The sequence below is a fragment of the Pseudomonas sp. PIC25 genome, assembly GCF_002286785.1.
Lineage (GTDB): Bacteria > Pseudomonadota > Gammaproteobacteria > Pseudomonadales > Pseudomonadaceae > Pseudomonas_M.
Genome location: NZ_MUJY01000046.1, coordinates 56864 through 74693, shown reverse-complemented (window position 1 = coordinate 74693; position 17830 = coordinate 56864). Strand labels below are relative to the sequence as shown.

16 protein-coding genes and 1 pseudogene are annotated in these 17830 nt (G+C 66.7%); 4 read left to right on the top strand and 13 right to left on the bottom strand.

The annotated features are described in order from the left end of the window. Nucleotides 1-6: 6 nt before the first annotated feature. The 13 genes and pseudogenes from BZL41_RS04515 to BZL41_RS04455 form a co-directional block, all read right to left on the bottom strand. Nucleotides 7-951, bottom strand: a complete 945-nt coding sequence (locus BZL41_RS04515) for a TIGR03756 family integrating conjugative element protein (protein ID WP_095598186.1) — start codon at nt 949-951, stop codon at nt 7-9. Next, nucleotides 948-1385, bottom strand: coding sequence for a TIGR03757 family integrating conjugative element protein (locus BZL41_RS04510; protein WP_095598185.1), 438 nt, complete (start codon nt 1383-1385; stop codon nt 948-950). The genes BZL41_RS04515 and BZL41_RS04510 overlap by 4 nt, the downstream gene beginning before the upstream one ends. A 182-nt stretch (nt 1386-1567) precedes the next feature. Then, entirely contained in the window at nt 1568-2062 is a 495-nt protein-coding gene (gene radC, locus BZL41_RS04505) for a DNA repair protein RadC (RefSeq protein ID WP_095598184.1), read from the bottom strand. Between the two features lie 195 nt (nt 2063-2257). Further along, nucleotides 2258-2998: a DsbA family protein gene (locus BZL41_RS04500; RefSeq protein WP_095598183.1), complete on the bottom strand. Its 741-nt coding sequence runs from the start codon at nt 2996-2998 to the stop codon at nt 2258-2260. 12 nt (nt 2999-3010) lie between these two features. Next, nucleotides 3011-5909: pseudogene (locus tag BZL41_RS04495) on the bottom strand (conjugative transfer ATPase). Then, nucleotides 5909-6343: a TIGR03751 family conjugal transfer lipoprotein gene (locus BZL41_RS04490; RefSeq protein ID WP_095598182.1), complete on the bottom strand. Its 435-nt coding sequence runs from the start codon at nt 6341-6343 to the stop codon at nt 5909-5911. Before BZL41_RS04490 ends, BZL41_RS04495 begins: the two are co-directional and overlap by 1 nt. Continuing rightward, complete coding sequence (locus tag BZL41_RS04485) at nt 6324-7772, bottom strand: TIGR03752 family integrating conjugative element protein (protein ID WP_095598181.1); 1449 nt, start codon at nt 7770-7772, stop codon at nt 6324-6326. Before BZL41_RS04485 ends, BZL41_RS04490 begins: the two co-directional genes overlap by 20 nt. Further along, nucleotides 7762-8667, bottom strand: a complete 906-nt coding sequence (locus BZL41_RS04480; protein ID WP_095598180.1) for a TIGR03749 family integrating conjugative element protein — start codon at nt 8665-8667, stop codon at nt 7762-7764. The genes BZL41_RS04485 and BZL41_RS04480 overlap by 11 nt, the downstream gene beginning before the upstream one ends. After that, the gene (locus BZL41_RS04475) at nt 8664-9338 is read right to left on the bottom strand and encodes a PFL_4703 family integrating conjugative element protein (protein WP_095598179.1); all 675 of its coding nucleotides are present in this window, start codon (nt 9336-9338) and stop codon (nt 8664-8666) included. The genes BZL41_RS04480 and BZL41_RS04475 overlap by 4 nt, the downstream gene beginning before the upstream one ends. Continuing rightward, nucleotides 9335-9745 carry a TIGR03750 family conjugal transfer protein gene (locus BZL41_RS04470; RefSeq protein WP_095598178.1) on the bottom strand — a complete coding sequence of 137 codons (411 nt, stop codon included), beginning with the start codon at nt 9743-9745 and terminating at the stop codon, nt 9335-9337. Before BZL41_RS04470 ends, BZL41_RS04475 begins: the two co-directional genes overlap by 4 nt. Nucleotides 9746-9757: 12 nt before the next feature. Further along, on the bottom strand, nt 9758-10126 hold the full coding sequence (locus BZL41_RS04465; protein WP_095598177.1) for a TIGR03745 family integrating conjugative element membrane protein: 369 nt from the start codon (nt 10124-10126) through the stop codon (nt 9758-9760). A gap of 22 nt (nt 10127-10148) precedes the next feature. Continuing rightward, a complete protein-coding gene (locus BZL41_RS04460; RefSeq protein ID WP_086077271.1) occupies nt 10149-10382 on the bottom strand; it encodes a TIGR03758 family integrating conjugative element protein in 234 nt (77 codons plus the stop codon). Next, on the bottom strand, nt 10379-10744 hold the full coding sequence (locus BZL41_RS04455) for an RAQPRD family integrative conjugative element protein (protein WP_095598176.1): 366 nt from the start codon (nt 10742-10744) through the stop codon (nt 10379-10381). Before BZL41_RS04455 ends, BZL41_RS04460 begins: the two co-directional genes overlap by 4 nt. Before the next feature lie 268 nt (nt 10745-11012). On the opposite strand from BZL41_RS04455, the gene BZL41_RS04450 reads away from it, so the two are divergent. The 4 genes from BZL41_RS04450 (at nt 11013) to BZL41_RS04435 (ending at nt 17830) form a co-directional block, all read left to right on the top strand. Beyond that, nucleotides 11013-11210: a hypothetical protein gene (locus BZL41_RS04450; RefSeq protein WP_095598175.1), complete on the top strand. Its 198-nt coding sequence runs from the start codon at nt 11013-11015 to the stop codon at nt 11208-11210. Next, entirely contained in the window at nt 11207-14332 is a 3126-nt protein-coding gene (locus BZL41_RS04445; protein ID WP_095598174.1) for an anti-phage-associated DUF499 domain-containing protein, read from the top strand. The genes BZL41_RS04450 and BZL41_RS04445 overlap by 4 nt, the downstream gene beginning before the upstream one ends. A 2-nt stretch (nt 14333-14334) precedes the next feature. Continuing rightward, nucleotides 14335-14964, top strand: a complete 630-nt coding sequence (locus BZL41_RS04440; RefSeq protein WP_218224410.1) for an anti-phage-associated DUF3780 domain-containing protein — start codon at nt 14335-14337, stop codon at nt 14962-14964. 70 nt (nt 14965-15034) lie between these two features. Then, nucleotides 15035-17830, top strand: a complete 2796-nt coding sequence (locus BZL41_RS04435) for a TrlF family AAA-like ATPase (protein ID WP_095598172.1) — start codon at nt 15035-15037, stop codon at nt 17828-17830.

The window sequence follows — 17830 nt, the reverse complement described above, 5'->3', positions numbered from 1 at the left end:
GGTTCCTCACATGAAATCGACGCTGCCTAGGAAGACCTGGCCACGGCGCCGGCAGCAGGAGTACGGCCGCCACAAGGCCCAGGCGTAGTCGCCTTGCTGGGCCTGCACGCGGGTGCGGCTGTGCGGGAAGACCACGCAACTGTTCGAGAGCGTGGGCGTCAGCTCCTGCCACTTGCCCGTCGAGGCGTCGGTCTCCATCAGCGCGCCGGCCGGCCAGTAGCCGGAGCGCGCGTTGGCCAGCAGCGGCTGATAAACGTGGACCTGGTTGCGGCGCGTCACGATGTCGCCCGCCCGCTGCGCGACCACGGCACCACTCTTGTAGTCATCGGTCTGGTGCAGGAAGCCGCCGCGCGGATAGACGTTGCCCCACAGGTTCAGGCCTGCGCGCGTGCCGATCTCGCGCCGTCCGGGAATCAGCGCTTCGGGATAGAACGCTTCGGGGATGTTGTAGCGCCAGGCGATGGTATCGAGCGTGCTCAGCAGGTAGGGCATGAAGGCCGTGCCCGCACCCTCGCAGGAGTAGCCGGAGGCGGCGGCGAACTGGCTGAACACCAGGCCGGCGGGGTGGCCGATCACGTCAGCGTTCTTGAACTTCGCCAGGTTGTTCTCGTTGTCGTGGTTGGTGGTGCCGTCGCCGCCGGCCTTGGCGGTCGGATTCGGCATGCTCATCGCCCGCACTTCCAGCCAGGGGTTCTCGCCCGTGTTGCTGTAGCTCGACACGACGGCATCGGGCACGTAGTGGCGTACCTTCACCGAGGTGCGCACCGAACAGCCGAACGGCGTGCAGTACAGCCAGTAGCAGATGCCGACGACGCGGTACTCCAGGCAGTCGGGCGACAACGCCGACGAGACGATGGTGGCGGTGTTCAGGGCGAACGCCGAGGTGGCCGCGCCCAGCATCAGCGAGGCGACGATGGCGCGCAGGCGCCGGGAAGTCATCAGGCGGCTCATGGCCGTGCGCTCCGGTAGGCATCGATGCGCGCGACGGCGCGGGCCATGTCGGGCTCGCCGTAGACCACGTAGCGCCGATCGACCACCACGGCAGGGATCTTGACGATGCCCAGTCCCCAGGCATCGGCGACGCCCTGGTAGGCCTGGCCGATGCGGCGCTGCAGGTCGGCGCCGCCATCGAGCAGCCGCTGCCGTACCAGGGCCTCCGCCTGGGCTGGGTCAGCGGGCAGGCGCGCCGTGAGTTCGGCCTCGATGTGCGCCGGCTGGTCCAGCTCGATGACGCGCACGCCGGCCGGGGCCTGCACCGGATGACGGCTGTCGGTGACGACGAGCACGTCCGCCGCCACCGCGACCGGCGCGAGCAGCGCCAGGCACAGCACGGCGGCCAGAGGGCGCCGTGAGGCGGCGGGAAGGTTGAGGGAAAGAGCCGGCATGTCGCGCCTCCGCGGAGTCGATGCAGCCTGTAGTCGAGCGCAAGGCCAGCCCGTGAGCGACAAAGAAACCGACACCGGCCGGCTCCGATTTCCTGCAGGCCGGCGCCCAAAGAGAACGGGAGCCGAAGGCTCCCGTGGCGGACAACAGACGAGCACCGTTGCGGCGCGGTGGAAGGACGCGGCTACAGCAGGCCGTGCTCGGCGAACGAATACGGCGTTCCCTTGCCGACGATGAAGTGATCCAGCACCCGGACATCGACGGTGGCCAGGGCGCTCTTCAGCCGCTCGGTGATCGCACGATCAGCGGCCGAGGGCTCGGTGTTCCCCGAGGGGTGCTGATGCGCCAGGATCAGCGCCGAGGCGTTGAGCGTCAGCGCACGCTGGACAACCACCCTCGGATAAACCGAAGTCTGGTCGACCGTGCCCTTGAACAGCGGCTCAAAGGCGAGCACCTGGTGCTGGTTGTCGAGAAACACGACGGCGAAGATTTCGTTCGGCTCCGCGACCAGTTTCAGGCGCAGGTAGTCGCGCACGGCGGCGGGACTGCCCAGCGCCGGACCGGCCTTGAACACGCGGTTCTCCAGCAGGGTGATGGCCTGCCGGATGATCCAGTCTTCGTGCTGGGCGGCGATCAGGGTGAGCGACTCCGGGTGGGAGTCGGCGATGACAAAAGACATGGCGAACCTCCAATGGATGAAATCGGAGGGCGCCTGCCCCAGGAGGGCAAACCCTCCTGGGGACGATGGGGATGGAACAGGTGACGAGCGGGCATCCACCACCGCGGATGCAGTGGCTGTTCGCGTCAAGGGATGCGATGCGAACGGGTTTCGATCAACGCGGACAAGCCGCGCCGTAGCCTTGAAGATCGATGGCTACCTGGGCATGTCGCCAGCGACGCTGGCGGGCATGTCTGGGGGATGTGAGGACTCGGCGCTCGCCGTGTCGCCGGCAGCCAGCAGGTCGAGCGCCGAGAGCAAGGCGTCGCCGTCCATGGGGCCGTGCAGCAGGAGGGTCTTGCCAGTGTCGCGATCGCGCAGTAGCAGGGCCGGCGTGGCGGCAATGCTCTGTCGTGCCGCCTCCGCGGCCTGGGCGCGGATCACGGCGTCGGGCCGCTCGCTGTCGAGGCACTGCTGCAGGGTTGGCGTGAGGTCGGGATAGCGCAGGCCCGCCGGCAGGCCCTGGCCGTCGCCGCGGGTGTGCGCGTAGAGCCAGGCCACCGCCTGCCAGAACGCGGCATGCCCGCCCACCTCGCCCGCGCACTCGGCCAGGCGTGCCCCGGCAGTCGCGGCCGGCTCGTGCATGGACAGCGGCAGGTGGTGCCACTGCCAGTTCACCTCGGGATGGGCATCGATCCAGCGCTGGAGCGTCTGGAAGTACGCCTGGCAGTACGGGCACTCCAGGTCGGCGTAACCGACCACCGTGAAGCGGGCATCGCTGCGGCCGTACAGCCACGGCGGCCCGGCCGGCTTCGGTGGCTCAGGCACGGTCGTGATCGGATGCATGAACTCCGGGGCCGCATCGGGCGTGCGCAGGAGCAACCACCCGGTGGCGCCCACCGCCGCGACCAGCAGCGCGATCAGGGTATGGCGTCGAGTGAACGAAGGCAGGCGCATGGTGTTCCTCCTTCAGGCCAATGCATCCAGCGCCAGCGGCTCGATGCCCCGCGCACGATCGATCTTCTCGGCCACGCGGAAGGCGGCATCCAGTTCGTTGATGCCATGCTGTTGCATGAGCTGGTAGCGCTCGGCCTTCTCCTCCGGTTCGGTCATCGCCATCGCCAGGTAGAGGCTGGGCGGCACGGCGCGGAACAGCACTTCCATGCTCTTGGAGAGGATGACGCCCTCCGAGAAGGCGCCGGCCTGCTTGCGCGCCGACAGCATCAGCGCCTTCTGCGAAGCGTTGAGTTCGCGGAAGCGCGCGACCTTCTCCACCTCGTCCGGCGGCATCGACAGGCAGATCCACCACTCGATCATGTTGAGCATGGGCTCGGCGGCTTTGGGCAAGTCGTCGAGGTTTTGCGTGGCCAGCCAGAACCAGGCACCGAGCTTGCGCCACATCTTGGTGATCTTGACGATGTACGGCGAGAGCAGCGGATTCTTGGTGATGATGTGGCCTTCGTCCGTCACGTTGACGATGGGTCGGCCCAGGTACTGGTCCCGCTCGGCGATGTTGTTCACCGTGTTGATCAGCGAGATGTAGGCAATGGAGAGCTGCGCGTTGTAGCCCTCGCGGGCGAAGGTCGCCAGATCGACAATGGTGATGTCCGCCTCGGGCCACGGCGTTCCCGGACGGTCAAACATCTCACCGTCCACGCCCTGGCAAAACATATCCATGACGTCCGCCATCTCCTGCAGCCGCGCCCGCCGCGTCTCCGGCAGCGTGGCATCGCGGCTGCGCTCGCGCAGCGCGTCGCGCACGTCGCGCGTGAGCACCGTGCGTTGCTCGGCCACGCAGCGCCGCGCCGCGTCGAGGATGCACTGGCGGATCAGGCTGCGGTCGGCGCGCGTCATGCGCGCTTCCTCGCGCTCTTCACCGCCCGTGATCATCAGCCGCGCCGTGATCTCCAACTCGCCGAGCACGTCGCGCTGCTCGTCGCCTTCCATCGCCGCAGCAGTTTCGGCGCGGTCCTCGTCGAGCGCGTCGGCGTCGAGCGTCTGCACTTGGCCCGGCGTATCGACCAGGCGCCAGGCATCGGCAAACGGGGCCAGGCTGACGCCCGAGCCTGGTGCGAGCTTCACGCGGTTGACGCTGAGCCCAAGGCGCGCGGCGAAGTCGCCGAACAGCCCGAACGAGTTGCCCGCTTCGACGATGAACAGCCGCGGCCGGTAGATGGCGGTGACCTGGTTGAGCAGGTTGTTGAGGGTCGCGGATTTGCCCGAACCCGTGGGACCGAACAAGAACAGATGCGCATTCATCTGCCGGTCGAGCCGGTTCAGTGGGTCGAAGCTGATCGTGCCGCCGCCGCGGTTGAAGAAGGTGATGCCGGGGTGGCCTGTGCCCTGGCTGCGGCCCCAGACCGGCGCCAGGTTCGCGGCGTGCTGCGCGAACATGAGCTGCGTGTACCACCCGCGCTTGTCGGCGGCCGGGTCGTAGACGCAGGGCAGCCAGCGCAAGTAGCTGTTCAGCGGCGCCACCTCGTCTTCCTCGCGCACCGGCTGCAGGCCCGCGTTGAGCATCACATTGACGAGCTGCAGGCCGCGCGCGTCGAGTTGGGCCTGATCTCGACCACGCAGGTAGAACGCCAGCGCGCCGCGGTAGAGCTTGTGCGCGCTGCCGATCAGGCCGCGGGCCTGCTGCACGTCCGCGCGCGTCTGTTCGGAGGCCAGGGTTTCGCCGACGGCCTTCTTGGCGAGGTGATTGAGATGGCTTTCCAGCACGTCCTGCGGTGTCGCCACCACGGTCAGGCACATCACCGTGTCTTCCGGCATCTGGTCGAACAGCGCGTTCATGGCGTCGCCGCCCTTGCGCGTCTCACCCGTCAGGTGTCCGGTCGCCGGCGGCGTGCGCAGGCGATCCATCACGATGACGCGATGCGGGAGCCCATCGAAGAACCACAGGCCCTGCTCGACATCCGAGCGCGGCGGGCCGAAGAACAGCCGCTGCGCGAAGTCGGTGCCGCTGGCGAGTTCGACTTCGCCCTCCTCGGGCTCGTCGGGGTAGCGGGTCAGCGCATAGAAGCGCTCGCGGTCTTCGGCGCTCGGGCCGAACAGGGTCGGATGCGGGTTGAACCAGCGCAGCAGCCAGGCGTGGATGTCCGCCGCGCCGAGGCGCCGGGCCTTCACGCCGGCATTCGCCAGCCCGCCCACCAGGCGGTCGCAGATCGTGGTCAGCGCCTGCTCGGGCGACTGGCCGCGCCGCGTGGCCGCGCCGCGTGGCCGCGGCCGTGGGCGTGCGGCGGTAGACCACCATGCGCACGCGCCGCACCTGGCCGCGCCACGGCAGGCGGGTGACGGTGGTGTCCTCGAACAGCCCGCCCGGCTTGGCGATGGCGCGCAGGTGGTGGGCAAAGAAGCGCTGGTAGAACTCGCTGAACGCGCTGCCCCGCGCACGCGGCTGCACGTAGCCCGCCAAGTTGCTCAGGTAGGGGTTCCAATCGGCTTCATCCTGGGCGTAGAGCTGCACCACCCAGGGGTTCTCATCGAGTTCGTCGAAAGAGTCCTGCAGGGCGTTCTCCAGCGCATCGCGGGCCTGCCACAGCCAGGCCAGCTCGCGGCCTTCAGTGCCCACCGGCAGCAGCTCGAAGAACGCGGCCACCGACTGCCCGTCTTCGAGCAGCATGGCCTTCGAGCCCGGCAGGTACTCGACCCACGGCAGCATGTCCGCAAACGACGGCGCGACGGTGTAGAGCGCATCGTGGTCGGCCTGGGTCGCGGGCCGGCGCTGGCCTGCGAGCGCGCCGCCGGGCTCGGGTATGCCCTGCGCGGCCAGCGTCGCGACATGCTGCGCCCAGGCATCGTCCGCCGCCTGCGCGCCACCCGCCGGAGGAGCGGCCCCCTTGCGCGGCCATGGCAGCGACCAGGCCATCAATAGTCCTCCACCCGCTCGCCGGGCATCGCGTACTGCACCCGCTGGTACAAGGGGAACACGGTGCTGTAACCGGGCACCGGCACCGGGTCGCTGCCGGCCAGATGCGGGAACACGTACATCACCAGGTCGGGGTTCGGCAGGCGATGAAACTGCCGGTAGATTTCGTTGGCTGCGGTGCGCGTGTAGGCCGCCTGCACGGCGGGCGCGGCCTGCACGTCGGCTTCGGTCAGCGGCCGGCGCAGGCCCTGGCGTGCGTCGAGCAGTTGCCGTGCGATGGGGCCGCCGCCTTCGCCGCCGCCGGTCTCCTGCTGCCAGATGTCGAGCATGGTGTTGTGGCCGTGGGGCAGCAGCTTCTCCTTGCTGGTCGCGCACCCGCCGAGCAAGACGGCCGCCAGCAGCACGGCAGCCGCGTCAATCCAGGTCCGAGGCATGGGCTTCTCCGATGCGGTGGTTCACCCGACGCCCCTGGGCGTCGTGGTCGATGTGGAGCGGCTGCTCCAGATGCACGGCGACCCTGGCGCCGGGCTGCACGTAGACGGCCGCGAAGGCCTGGCCATACAACTTGTTGACCCAATCGGCCATGTCGCGCACGCCACCGGCCAGGATGCGGCCCATCGCTTCGTTGCCGCCGATGCCGACCGTGCCGAGCGAGCCGTTGCTGTTGGCGACCACGGCGACGCTGCCGTTGTCGGATTTGATGAGCGAGGCCGCGCCCGCGCCGGCCGCGGTGATCAACGCCTGGCTGCCGAGGTACTGCTGCGCGTTGCTGCGCCGCTCGCCGCTGACGCAGGGAATGCCGTAGGGATCGCTGATCCAGCCCAGGCCGTCCTGGGTCGTGCCGTTGGCTTGCCCGCCGCGCTGGTCCCGGTTGCCGTCCTCGGGCACGGTGCGGATGGTGCCGTCGTGGAACACGAAAGTGACCGAACGGATTTGCCCGCGCACGCACGAAAGCGTCCAATCCCCCGAGGCCGTGCCGCTGACCACGGCACCGGCCACGTCGGGGATGTCGATGCCGTTTGCCGTCAGGTTGTCCGGGCCGATCAGCACCTTGAAGGGGTACGGGTCATTGACCGTGCCATCGATGGGCACGCGGCCGATCAGCGCCGTCATCGCCACCGATCCCATCAGCGTTGCATTGCGCGGCACCGTGTAGAACGGCGTCGTGGTCGCGCCCACGGCGCCGACCACCGCACGCCCGCCGGCATCGGCGACGGACTCCACGGCGGCCGACAGGGTTTTCTGCGCCGGGCCGAAGCTCAGCGGAAAGCTCGGTTCCTTGCTGCTGTTGCGGGCATCGGTCTTGGCATCGCCCGGTTCGACCCAGTGTGTGCCGTTGCCTGCGCCGCTGCCGTCATGGTTGCCGAAGCGCTTGCCGTCGCCTTCTTCCAGGCCCAGCCCGACGGGCAGGTCGACCTGGCCGCCTTTGCCGGAGAGGCCATCGAGCCGTTGCTGCAGATCCTGCAGCAGCCCCTGCGTCTGCTGCTTCTCGCTCGCCACCTGCTCGCGTTCCTGCTGCAAGCGGCTGCGTTCGCTTTCGAGCGCGGTCTGGATGCGCTGGTCGATCGCGCTCTCGCGGGTGCGCAGGCGCTCGTTCTCGGCCTTCTGCTGCCGGTTGTCGCCCAGTGCGGTCTGCAGCTCGGTGCGCAACTGCTTCACCTGCGCGACCAGCGTGGCCACCGTGTCGCGCGGCGTGTCGCCCTCGATGCCCAGGGCCTTCATCTCCTCGGGCGTGAGCGGGTCGGCCGTGCCCGACAGAGCGGGCCGCTGGCCGGCGGGGCCGGAGAACAGCTTGATGCCGACGAACACCAGCAGCAGGATCACGGGGATCAGCAGCCACTTGAGCAGCGGGTTACTTTTCATCGGACGCTCCTCCTGCCGTGCCGGCGGCACCGGACGGCGGCAGGTTCACGCTGGCGTCGATGGGGCTCAGCCTGGGCAGCAGCGCCTCGGCCAGACCGCGGCCGCGCGTGACCAGGTAGACCACGGTGGTGTCGGACGCCTGGCCGGCCGGCCCCAGGTTCGGGTGCTGGAAGGTGGCCGCCACGAAATTGCCCTGCAGCGCACGCGGATCGAGGTCCAGCCAGCGCGCCGCCGTGTTGGTGAGCCGCACCGCCGTCACCCACTGGTCTTCGAGCCGCCAGGCAGCCAAGGCCCGCGCCTGCACCGGCAGCGTCGGCAGCAGGGTGTCCAGCGGGAGGTCGCGGCGCAGGTTCACGCGGCCGATCCCGGCGACCGGCTCGACGGTACGCAGCGGCGCGTACAGGTTCTGCGCGGCGTAGCGTGTCAGCACGACCGGGACGGGTGTTTCGCGCTTGCGCACTCGCCGATCCGGCGCGGCGGCTTCCGTGGCGTTGGCCGTCTCGCCGCCGTAGCGCGTGGCGGGCGACTGCTGCGCGTCCACGATGCGCACCGGCTCCAGCGGCGGCTGTCCGTCCTGCGCTGGTTCGGCGGCGATGTCGAGGAGAATCAGCGCGCCGGACTCCACGTCCTGCAACTGCAGCCGCGTCGGCGGCAGCGGCTCGCTCGCCCGCAGGTAGATCGCACCACCCGCGCTCTGCACCCGCAGGTGCGCGGCCGCGCTGTCCGGTACGCCGACACGCACGTTGCGGTCGATGAAGATCACCCGCTCCTGGCCGACCACCAGCGGCACCGCCAGCGGCAGGCGCTCCCAGCGCAGGATTTCCACAGCCTGGGCCGGCGCGAGCGCGAGCCACAGCAAGACGCCGGCCAAGGCCGACAGGGCATGGCGTTTCATGGGGAGTCTCCCTGCGAGTGGCCGGCTGCGGCGCCGGGCGTCGGCGACGTCTCGATGCGCTGAGGCGCGCTGGCATGGCAGTCCAGCGCCAGGCCGAAGGGGTTGCGCTCGGGATCGACGTCCATGCGCACCACCTTGAGGGCGTAGCGCACCAGGGCACGCTTGACCTGCTCGGAGCCGTGGTACTCGTCGGCGCTCACGTCCAGCGTGACGATCCAGTCGCGGTCGGAGACCGCCTTGACGCGCGTGCTGGGGCTGTCGCCATAGCCGCGGCCGGGAATCTCGTAGATGCCACGCACGCGCTGCCGCAGCTCGCCGCTCGAGCGACGGTACTCGTAGTCCTGTTGCAGGAAGGCCCGGCAGCTCGGCGTGAGGTAGGCCGACAGCGCGTGCAGGTTGCGCGGGTAGTCGGTCTCGCCGTTGGTGGGCCAGCGCTGCACTTGCTGCCAGATGTAGAAGCTGAACGCGTACACGCTCTCGGGCGGCACGTCCCACCACTTGCGCACGCTGCCCGAGCGCAGGTCGGGCGGCACGTGGATGGTCAGATCGCGCGGCGCGCTCCACCAGCCGAAACCGAGCAGCAGCGCCACCACGAACAGCGCCGCGCCGCCCAGGCGCAGCGTCTTCACGTGTGCCTGCAGGTGCGCGACCTCATTCCTGAAACGGCTCATGCCGCACCCCGATCGGCCGTGCGCCGCGTGCTCCACCAGCCGGTGCGGGTGACCAGACGGCACCCGCCCAGGTGAGCGGCGAGCGCCGGGTAGCGCAAGGTCAGCCGCCACTGAAGCTGCCGGTACAGCCAGGTGTCAGGACGGCCGCGCTTCTGGCTGCGCAGGAAGCCACCGCCGACGAAGACGCCGAGCGCGATGCCCGCGACGATCAGCGTGGGCACCATGGCGATGCTGCGCGTCAGCCAGGCCAATGGCATACCGAGCACCAGCCCGGCGGCGGCCGACAGGCCGGCGCAGATCCACAGCTCATCGGCGGTCAGTCCGCGCACGACCACCGGCTGGCGATTCAACCGGTGCGGCAGGAACGTCACCAGCGCGTCGCGCGCTGTCTCCGCGGGGGTGGCCATCGCGCGCAGCCCTTACAGCACGCCGGTGGCTTTGGTCAGCAGCCAGATGCCGACCACCAACAGGATCGCACCCACGGCGACGGTCAGCCCGAACTGGCCCCAGGTGGCGCGACCCGTGTGAATCTCGGAGTAGCGGGTGTAGGCGTGGTAGCAGACGCCGACGAACATCGAGGCGACCACGAGCAGCGCGATCAGCATCACGATGTCGTAGCCGTAGTTCTGCAGCGTCTGCATGAGGCCGCTGCCCTGGCCGCGGGAGGGGTCTTCCATGGTCGGCAGGCCCTGCGCGAACGCGGATGGCGGCAGCCCCAGGAGCGCCAGTGGTGCCAGCAGCGCGGCGATGCGCGAGGGAACGCGAGAGGTAGTCGGAGGCGTATGCATGATCGATGGCCCTTCGTGGTGGTCAGGAGAGGAGGAAGAAGGTCAGCACCAGGTACATCGCGACGAAGCGGATGCAGACGCCCAGGAACTGACGTTGGTTGATGCGGTTCTCGGCCCAGCCCACGTAGGCCGTGCGCATGGCCCACACGCCCCACAACAGGAGCACCGCGAACACGAAGCCGAGCACCACGACGGACACAGCCGAGGGCGCAAAGCCGCCGTTGGCCTGGAAGGCGGCGATCTGCTCGGCGGTCATGGCGAGGGCTCCGCCTGTTCGTCGCGGCGCAGGTAGTCGCCGGCCAGCGGCACGGGATCGCGCGGCTGGGCGCGCTGGGGCACGAGGAAGTCCTGCACGCCGGTGCGCACGCGCTTCAGGTCGGCGCGCAGCCGGGCGTAGTCGAAGTGGTAGCGGGCGCGCGCCTGCGGCGCGGTGTTGGCGGCGTGCTCGGCCAGTCGGTCGATCAGGTCGAGCTGGCGCGCGAGGGCGGCCAGTTGCTCGTGTTCAGTGGTGACATCGCCGGCCGATGCGGGCGATGCGCCGGCCAGAGCGATGGTCAACGCCAAGGTCAGGGCCGGCAGGCGGCGGTAGGGGGTCGTCGGGTTGCCAAGGGGTGTCATCACGCCGTTCCGCAGTCGTCTGGATGGCGGGATGCTGCGGCGTGAGGCCGGGGTGTGCCGCAAACAATCGGAACTGGTGGTGCACCGGAATTTTCTGTGGTCGACGGGCGCTATCGGAGCAGGAGGTGGCTGGCGCTACCGCAAATGGCCTCACCCGTTCGGAGGCGGTCTGCTCTCAGCAGAAAGCACGCCATTGGCAGCTTTGTGTTGTGCATCAGACTTGCCTACTGTACATTGCAGTACATTTGCAGTGGTTCCTGGAGAGGCTATGGCCGCAAGCAAGACCGCCACGCTGACCTTCCGAATCGATCCTGGGATCAAGGAAGCGTTGCGCGCTGCCGCAAGTTTGGAGCATCGATCCATCGCCAATATGGTGGAGGTGATGATTCGCGACTACTGCGAGCAGCGCGGCATCGAGGTCCCGCTCTCCGCGGAAGCCAAAAACAACGACGGAGTGCGCTCATGATCAAGACGGTCAGGCAGGCCTGCCGCTTCAACCCGATCATCCGGGACTACCGGATGAGTCAAGGTATCGAAAACCTGGCAGAGCTTATCAATGACGAGGGTGACGGCCGCGAGTTCTTCTCGCGAAACTATGTCACTCACGGCATGGAACAGCTCTTCCGCGAAGGGCTTTTGCGACTGTCTGGTAAGTCGGATCAGGCGGTGTTCGAGCTGACCCAGGCCATGGGTGGCGGTAAGACGCACATGATGATCGCGCTCGGGCTGCTGGCCCGGCACCCGCATCTGCGTCCGGAGGAGTTGCCGGAAGACCTGATAGACCGAATCGACTTCGGTCAGGCTCGCATCGCCGCATTCAACGGGCGCAACAACCCGGACAACTACATCTGGGGCGAGATCGCCAGCCAACTCGGCGCCGAAGAGGCCATCAAGCCCTACTGGGTGAACGGTCCAAAGGCAGTCGATCAGCGCAAGTGGAAAGAGATCCTCGGCGACAAGCCGACACTGATTCTCCTGGACGAACTGCCGCCTTATCTCGACAACGCCAGCACCCAGGTTTTCGGCCAAGGCACGCTTGCCAACATGGTGGTGTACAGCCTCTCCAGCCTGATGAGCGCCGCGCTGGAGCTACCCAACTGCGCCATCGTCATCGCCAATCTGTCTGGTAGCTACGGCGCCCAGACCAAGGCACTGCGCGAGGCGGTTTCCAACTTGCAGCAGGAGACGCGCCGGCAGGCGATGACCATCACCCCGGTACAACTGGCTGGCAATGAGATCTACGAGATTCTGAAGAAGCGGCTCATCGACGAGCTGCCCGACGAGCGTGTCATCGCCGACGTCGCGGAGGAGTACGCCCAGCAGATCAAGAAGGCCGAGGACGGCGGTTACATCGTCGCCAGCAGCATCGAACAGATTGCCGAGCAAGTCCGCGAGACCTATCCGTTCCATCCATCTTTCAAGCACCTTGTCGCGCTGTTCAAGGAGAATGAGGGTTTTCGGCAGACCCGTGGCCTGATGCAGTTTACGGCGCGCGTCCTCAAGAGCGTTGAAGACCGCGAAACCGATGACGTCTTCCTCATCGGCACCCAACACCTCAATCTCAACGACGAGCAAGTCAAGGACGAAATCGAGCGCATCGCGCCGAAATTGATCCCCGCGGTGACACGTGACATCGCTGACAGCGGCAATGCCATCGCCGAGCACGTCGATGACGAACTCGGAGGCGACGCCGCGCAGCAGCTCATGACCTTGCTCTTGGCCTCCAGCCTTTCCCGTGCCGTGGGCGGTCGAATCGGCTTGTCGGAAAGCGAGCTGATCGAGTTCCTCGCAGCACCTCAGCGGAAGCCGGACGAGTTCCTGCAGACGCTGCAACGCTTGCGCGAGTCGGCCTGGTACCTGCACCGCGAGGAACAGCGTTTCTTTATCAAAGAAACCGAGAATCTGTCGCGCCAGATCGAGCGCAACGCCAAGGAAGTACCGCAGCCAAAGATCGACCAGGCGCTCATCAACCGGCTGACCGGCATCCTGCAACCTGAACGCAAGATTGCGTATCAGGATGTTCAGGTACTGCCGAAGCTGGATGAACTTCGGCTCAGCGGGCCGCGCACGCTTATCGTGATCAAGCCCGATGGCAAAGTGCCGCCCAGCCAGTTGCAGAACTTTTTCGACTACCAGCAAGAGAAAAACAATCTACTGGTGCTGACGGGTCAGGACAGCCTGCTCGCGGATGCGGTCGAAGAGCGCCTGCGAGAGCTTTATGCCATCGAACAGATCCACAAGCGCTTGAAGTCTGGGGACACGCTGTACGAAGAAGCGCGTGATCGCCTGGAAGAGGCTGAGGATCGCTTCACCAAGGCATTGTCAGCGGCCTATAACCGTCTGTATTTCCCGGTGAACGATTCCGTGGATGGCCGCGACGTGTTGGTTAGCGTCACCATCGATCAGGGATTGAAGCTCGGCAAAGATGAGCAGTCGGCAGAGGCACAGGTCGAAGCGCTGCTGGCCAGCCCGCGCGCCGATTACAAGCTGGTGCCCGAACTGACCAAGGACAACCTGGGGGAATACTTCGCGATGGCCGAGGAATACCTCTGGCCATCCGGGAGGGACAACAGGCGCACGCCGTGGAAGGACGTGGTCACCCGTGCCAAATGCTCCCCCATCTGGCCGTGGATGCCGGGCGCAAGCGGTCTGGACGCGCTCAAGACCGAGGCGCTCAAGCAGGGTCGTTGGCGGCTGGGTGAAGACGGCTACATCGAGAAAGGCCCGTTCCCGAAGGACAAGGCCACGGTCAACGTTTCCATCGTCAACGTCAAAGCGGATACGGCCGAGACCGTGCTGAGCCTGACGCCACGTCACGGTGGTGATAGCCCCGTCGTCTACTATTCCACCAGGCCGGACGTCTCTGAAAGGGATCAGAGGGTCGAGGACCTGGACAACTTCACGACGGGTGAAGGCACCCTGTACTTCTGGGTCAAGGAGCCGACCGGCCAGTACGACAGTGCGCCGCCGGTGCGCTGGCTGGCCGACCTCAAGATCCGCCACCAGGTGGAACCTGCCGCAGACAAGCGGTTCGTGCGCCTCGAAGCGGTGCCGAGGGCCGAACTCTTCTACACGCTGGACGGCTCGAACCCCAAGGACGGCATCCGTTACGACGATCCGTTTGAGATCGGTCCGGGAAGCTACCGGCTGCTGGTTTATGCGCGCGCCGGCGACGCCAACAAGACGGCCGACTTTCAGATTCCTGCCAGTGGCGACAAGACCGTGCAGATCGTCGATGCCAAGCCGGCACGACTCCAAGGCAAGAAGGTCGCGCTCGACACGACCGACCGCGTGTTTGGTGTGATCAATCGGTTCAGGGATCAACCGGCGGCGCTGTTCAAAGGGGTGCGCATCGAAATCGGCGAGGGCGAGAACACCGTCACCGTGCGTTTCCAGGAGCGCCAAGTCACTGCCGCGGTGATCGAAGGTGTCGTCAACAGCATCCGGGAGGTTCTGAAGGAACCGGAAGCACTGGTCAATATCGCCATCGCCGATGGCATTCACTTCGACACCGGCTTCGCCTTGAAGGAGTTCGCGAAGCTCGCCGGCATCGAACTCAAGCCCGGTGACGTGAGCCAGGAGGAATGAGCATGGCGCGAGTCAAGGCCGCCAGCGCCAAAGCCGATCCGACGCGCGTGCAGGCACAGCCCACGCTAGGCTTTGGCGTGCCTGCGACCTCGGACCCGCATCATTTCAAGGTGTTCATCCCCAAGAGCAGCACAGGCAAGATTCAGATCTCCGAATACCTGGGGTTGCAAGCGGCCGCCAGCGACAATGCGGTCATCGACCGCGTGCTGCTGGATCGTCCCCGGTGGACAGCCATCCGTGCCGAGGTGCAAAGAGCGTTCAATGCGAGATTGGCCGCGCACAACCTGAAGCCCAGCGCCTGGAAGGTCGGGGAAAACCTGGTCGACCGTCTCTTGGGCAAGGAGTTGTGCGTGCTCGCTTGGGCCGTGGAGCGGATGGATACGGACAAGATTCCGGTGGCCGTGCGCAATTGGGTGGCGTTGCGGCCGGAGGAACGCTGGTGGCTGTTCGGTATGACCGCCATGACCACCGGCGGCGTGCTCGATGCCGGCAAGGGCTGGCGTGCGGCCCTGCAGCATGCCTTGGGCGATGTTGCGCAAAGCGAGTTGCTGGCTCCGCGTGCTCGCCGGGGACGACACGACAGCACGGAGTCACGGCCCACGCTGGATCTATTCGGAGACGATAACGGGTGACTACTCAGGCTCCGCGACAGCTCTCGCCAAGTTATCTGGCAGGCATCACGTGCAGAAATAGGGGATAGGCATGGTCGCAACGATTGCCGAACAGCCAAATGTTTGGCCCTATCCGGGCTCCCGCTGGTGGAAGTTCGACTTTCACACGCACACCCCCATGTCGCTAGATACGCCGTGGCATCGGCAAAACCTCGATCTGTCGCCGGAGCAATGGTTGCTCAGATTCATGGTGGCCGGAATCGACTGTGTGGCCGTGACCGACCACAACAGCGGTGCCTGGGCCGATTCGCTCAAGGCAGCTTACGAGGGATTGAAAGCTCAGCGCCCGGAAGGCTTCCGCGAATTGACTCTCTTTCCGGGCGTCGAAATTTCGGTGCAGGGCGGCTTTCATCTGCTGGCCCTCTTCGATCCTGACGCCACGACAGGTGACATCGATACCTTGCTCGGGCAAGTCGGCTACAACGGGACCAAGGGTGACAGCGACGGCGTGACGCGCCGCGGTGCTGGCGAGGTGGTTCATGCGGTGTTGGAGTCGGGCGGGCTTCCCATCCTCGCGCATGCCGATGGCGACAAAGGGCTGTTGGCTGTGCGCGAAGGCACGCGCGAATGCCGGCTCGACGCGAACACGGTCCTGGAAGCGCTCGATACCGATGGGCTCCTGGCCATGGAATGGCTCGATATGGCGAAGCCGCTCCCCGAGCGCGTCGAGAAACGGGCGAGCAAGCTCGCCCGTGTGCTCGGCAGCGACTGCCACAGCTTTCAAGGCAACGGCGGGGCTGGCTCACGCTATACCTGGGTCAAGATGGCCGCGCCCACCCTCGAAGGACTGCGGCTGGCGCTGCTCGACGGCAATGGCGTTTCCATCCGGCGTAGCGACGAAGGGCCCTTCGAGCCGTTCAGGACGCCAGCACACTTCATCACCGGCATCGAGGTCGAGTCGGCTCGCTTCATGGGTAACGGGCAGCCAGAGCGACTCGCCCTAACGCCCTACTACAACGCCTTGATCGGAGGGCGTGGCACCGGCAAATCAACCATCGTCCACGCGACGCGCTTGGCGTTCCGGCGCGATGACGATCTGAAGCATCTGACCGAAAAGAGCGATCCTCGGCGCCAATTCGAGGACTTCCGAAAGGCCGTCAGGGGACGGGATGGCGACGGCGCGTTACGCGAGAACACCGAAATCCGCATCGAACTGATCTGCGATGGTGTTCCGCACCGCCTGCGCTGGCGAGCGGACGGTCAAGGCGATGTAGTCGAGGAGCGTGGTGAAAATGGTCAATGGATGGTCTCGGCGAGTCAGGCCATCCATGCCGAGCGCTTCCCGATCCGCTTGTTTTCGCAGGGGCAGATTGCCGCCATGGCCGGCGACAGCCGCCAGGCGCTGCTCGACGTCATCGACCAAGCGGCCAACATCGCGCCGGTGCACCGCGCGTTCGAGGAGGCCAAGCGCGCTTACTTCGCCCAACGGGCGAAGCTGCGCGAGCTCGATGGTCACTTGAGCGGTGGTCCCGAGTTGCAGCGCAGGCATGCGGACCTGAGCCGCAAGATCGAGGCCCTGGCGCAATCCCACCACGCCGAGGTGCTCAAGGCGCATCAGCAGGCGCAACGACAGCGCCGCGAGGTGGATCAGGCGCTCGAACAGTTGCGCGCATTGCCTGCGCGGATCGAAGCCTTGGCACAGGATCTTCTGCTCGACGACTGGCCCGATGGTGCCTTCGATGTGTCGCAGGATGCCGATGTCTTGGCTTGGCGACATGACGCCGAGGCTGCAATGGCGGAAGTGCGTGACGCGCTGTCCCGTGCAGCGACTGCGTTGCGTGGGCGGACGGATGCGCTAGGTGCGGATGAACGGCTGGCGACTTGGCGTCGGCGTGTGGACAAGGCGCGGGAGGCTTATGAGGCACTCCAAGCCGCATTGGCAGCGCAAGGCGTGGCCGATCCGCAGGCTTTCGGCCGCTTGGTACAGGAGCGACAGCAGCTCGAAGCGCAACTGAAGCAGTTGGAGCAGATCGGACGCGACCGGGAGCGCCTGCAGGCGGAGAACGACGAGCAATGGCTGCGCGTGGCGCAGGCGCGTGTCGCCATCAGCCAGGCACGTTCCGCCTTTCTGGGGGATGCGCTGCGTGCCAACGAGTTCGTGCGCATGGAGGTGGTGCCGTACGGCTTCGACGCGAGGATCATCGAGCGCGATCTGCGCGAGCTGCTCGATGTCGCCGGCGACCGCTTCGAAGGGGACATCCTGCAACTGCGTGACGATGAACCGGTGGGCGGTTTGGCCTTTGATCTGGCGCAGGCCGATGACCGTGCGCGAACCTTGCAGGCCATCAAGCAGCGGCTGATCGACATCGATGGCGGTTTCGGCGGTCATTTCCGCAACTACCTGCAGCGCAAGCTGGAAAAGCCCGAGTTCGCCGATCACATTCGCTGCTGGTTCCCGACGGACGACCTGCGCATCGAATACAGCCGCACCGGCAATGGGCGAGACTGGGCCGCCATCTCGCAGGGCTCGCAAGGTCAGCGTTCGGCGGCATTACTTGCGTTCCTGCTCGCATTCGGCGATGAGCCGCTGGTGCTCGATCAGCCCGAGGACGATCTGGACAACCACCTGATCTACGACCTGATCGTGCGCCAGATCCGGGCCAACAAGCTGCGCCGGCAACTGATCATCGTGACCCACAATCCCAACGTCGTCGTCAATGGCGACGCCGAGATGGTCCACGCCTTCGATTTTCGCGGAGGCCAGTGCCGGGTCGTCGAGCGCGGTGCGTTACAAGAGCTGACGGTGCGCGAAGAAGTGTGTCGCGTGATGGAAGGCGGCCACGAGGCCTTTGCACGCCGCTGGGCGCGCTTGGGCCGGGAGCTTTGA

Bases quoted from the DNA above. Each gene is read 5' to 3' on its own strand.
- BZL41_RS04515 (WP_095598186.1), bottom strand. From the start codon at position 951: ATGAGCCGCCTGATGACTTCCCGGCGCCTGCGCGCCATCGTCGCCTCG.
- BZL41_RS04510 (WP_095598185.1), bottom strand. From the start codon at position 1,385: ATGCCGGCTCTTTCCCTCAACCTTCCCGCCGCCTCACGGCGCCCTCTG.
- radC (WP_095598184.1), bottom strand. From the start codon at position 2,062: ATGTCTTTTGTCATCGCCGACTCCCACCCGGAGTCGCTCACCCTGATC.
- BZL41_RS04500 (WP_095598183.1), bottom strand. From the start codon at position 2,998: ATGCGCCTGCCTTCGTTCACTCGACGCCATACCCTGATCGCGCTGCTG.
- BZL41_RS04490 (WP_095598182.1), bottom strand. From the start codon at position 6,343: ATGCCTCGGACCTGGATTGACGCGGCTGCCGTGCTGCTGGCGGCCGTC.
- BZL41_RS04485 (WP_095598181.1), bottom strand. From the start codon at position 7,772: ATGAAAAGTAACCCGCTGCTCAAGTGGCTGCTGATCCCCGTGATCCTG.
- BZL41_RS04480 (WP_095598180.1), bottom strand. From the start codon at position 8,667: ATGAAACGCCATGCCCTGTCGGCCTTGGCCGGCGTCTTGCTGTGGCTC.
- BZL41_RS04475 (WP_095598179.1), bottom strand. From the start codon at position 9,338: ATGAGCCGTTTCAGGAATGAGGTCGCGCACCTGCAGGCACACGTGAAG.
- BZL41_RS04470 (WP_095598178.1), bottom strand. From the start codon at position 9,745: ATGGCCACCCCCGCGGAGACAGCGCGCGACGCGCTGGTGACGTTCCTG.
- BZL41_RS04465 (WP_095598177.1), bottom strand. From the start codon at position 10,126: ATGCATACGCCTCCGACTACCTCTCGCGTTCCCTCGCGCATCGCCGCG.
- BZL41_RS04460 (WP_086077271.1), bottom strand. From the start codon at position 10,382: ATGACCGCCGAGCAGATCGCCGCCTTCCAGGCCAACGGCGGCTTTGCG.
- BZL41_RS04455 (WP_095598176.1), bottom strand. From the start codon at position 10,744: ATGACACCCCTTGGCAACCCGACGACCCCCTACCGCCGCCTGCCGGCC.
- BZL41_RS04450 (WP_095598175.1), top strand. From the start codon at position 11,013: ATGGCCGCAAGCAAGACCGCCACGCTGACCTTCCGAATCGATCCTGGG.
- BZL41_RS04445 (WP_095598174.1), top strand. From the start codon at position 11,207: ATGATCAAGACGGTCAGGCAGGCCTGCCGCTTCAACCCGATCATCCGG.
- BZL41_RS04440 (WP_218224410.1), top strand. From the start codon at position 14,335: ATGGCGCGAGTCAAGGCCGCCAGCGCCAAAGCCGATCCGACGCGCGTG.
- BZL41_RS04435 (WP_095598172.1), top strand. From the start codon at position 15,035: ATGGTCGCAACGATTGCCGAACAGCCAAATGTTTGGCCCTATCCGGGC.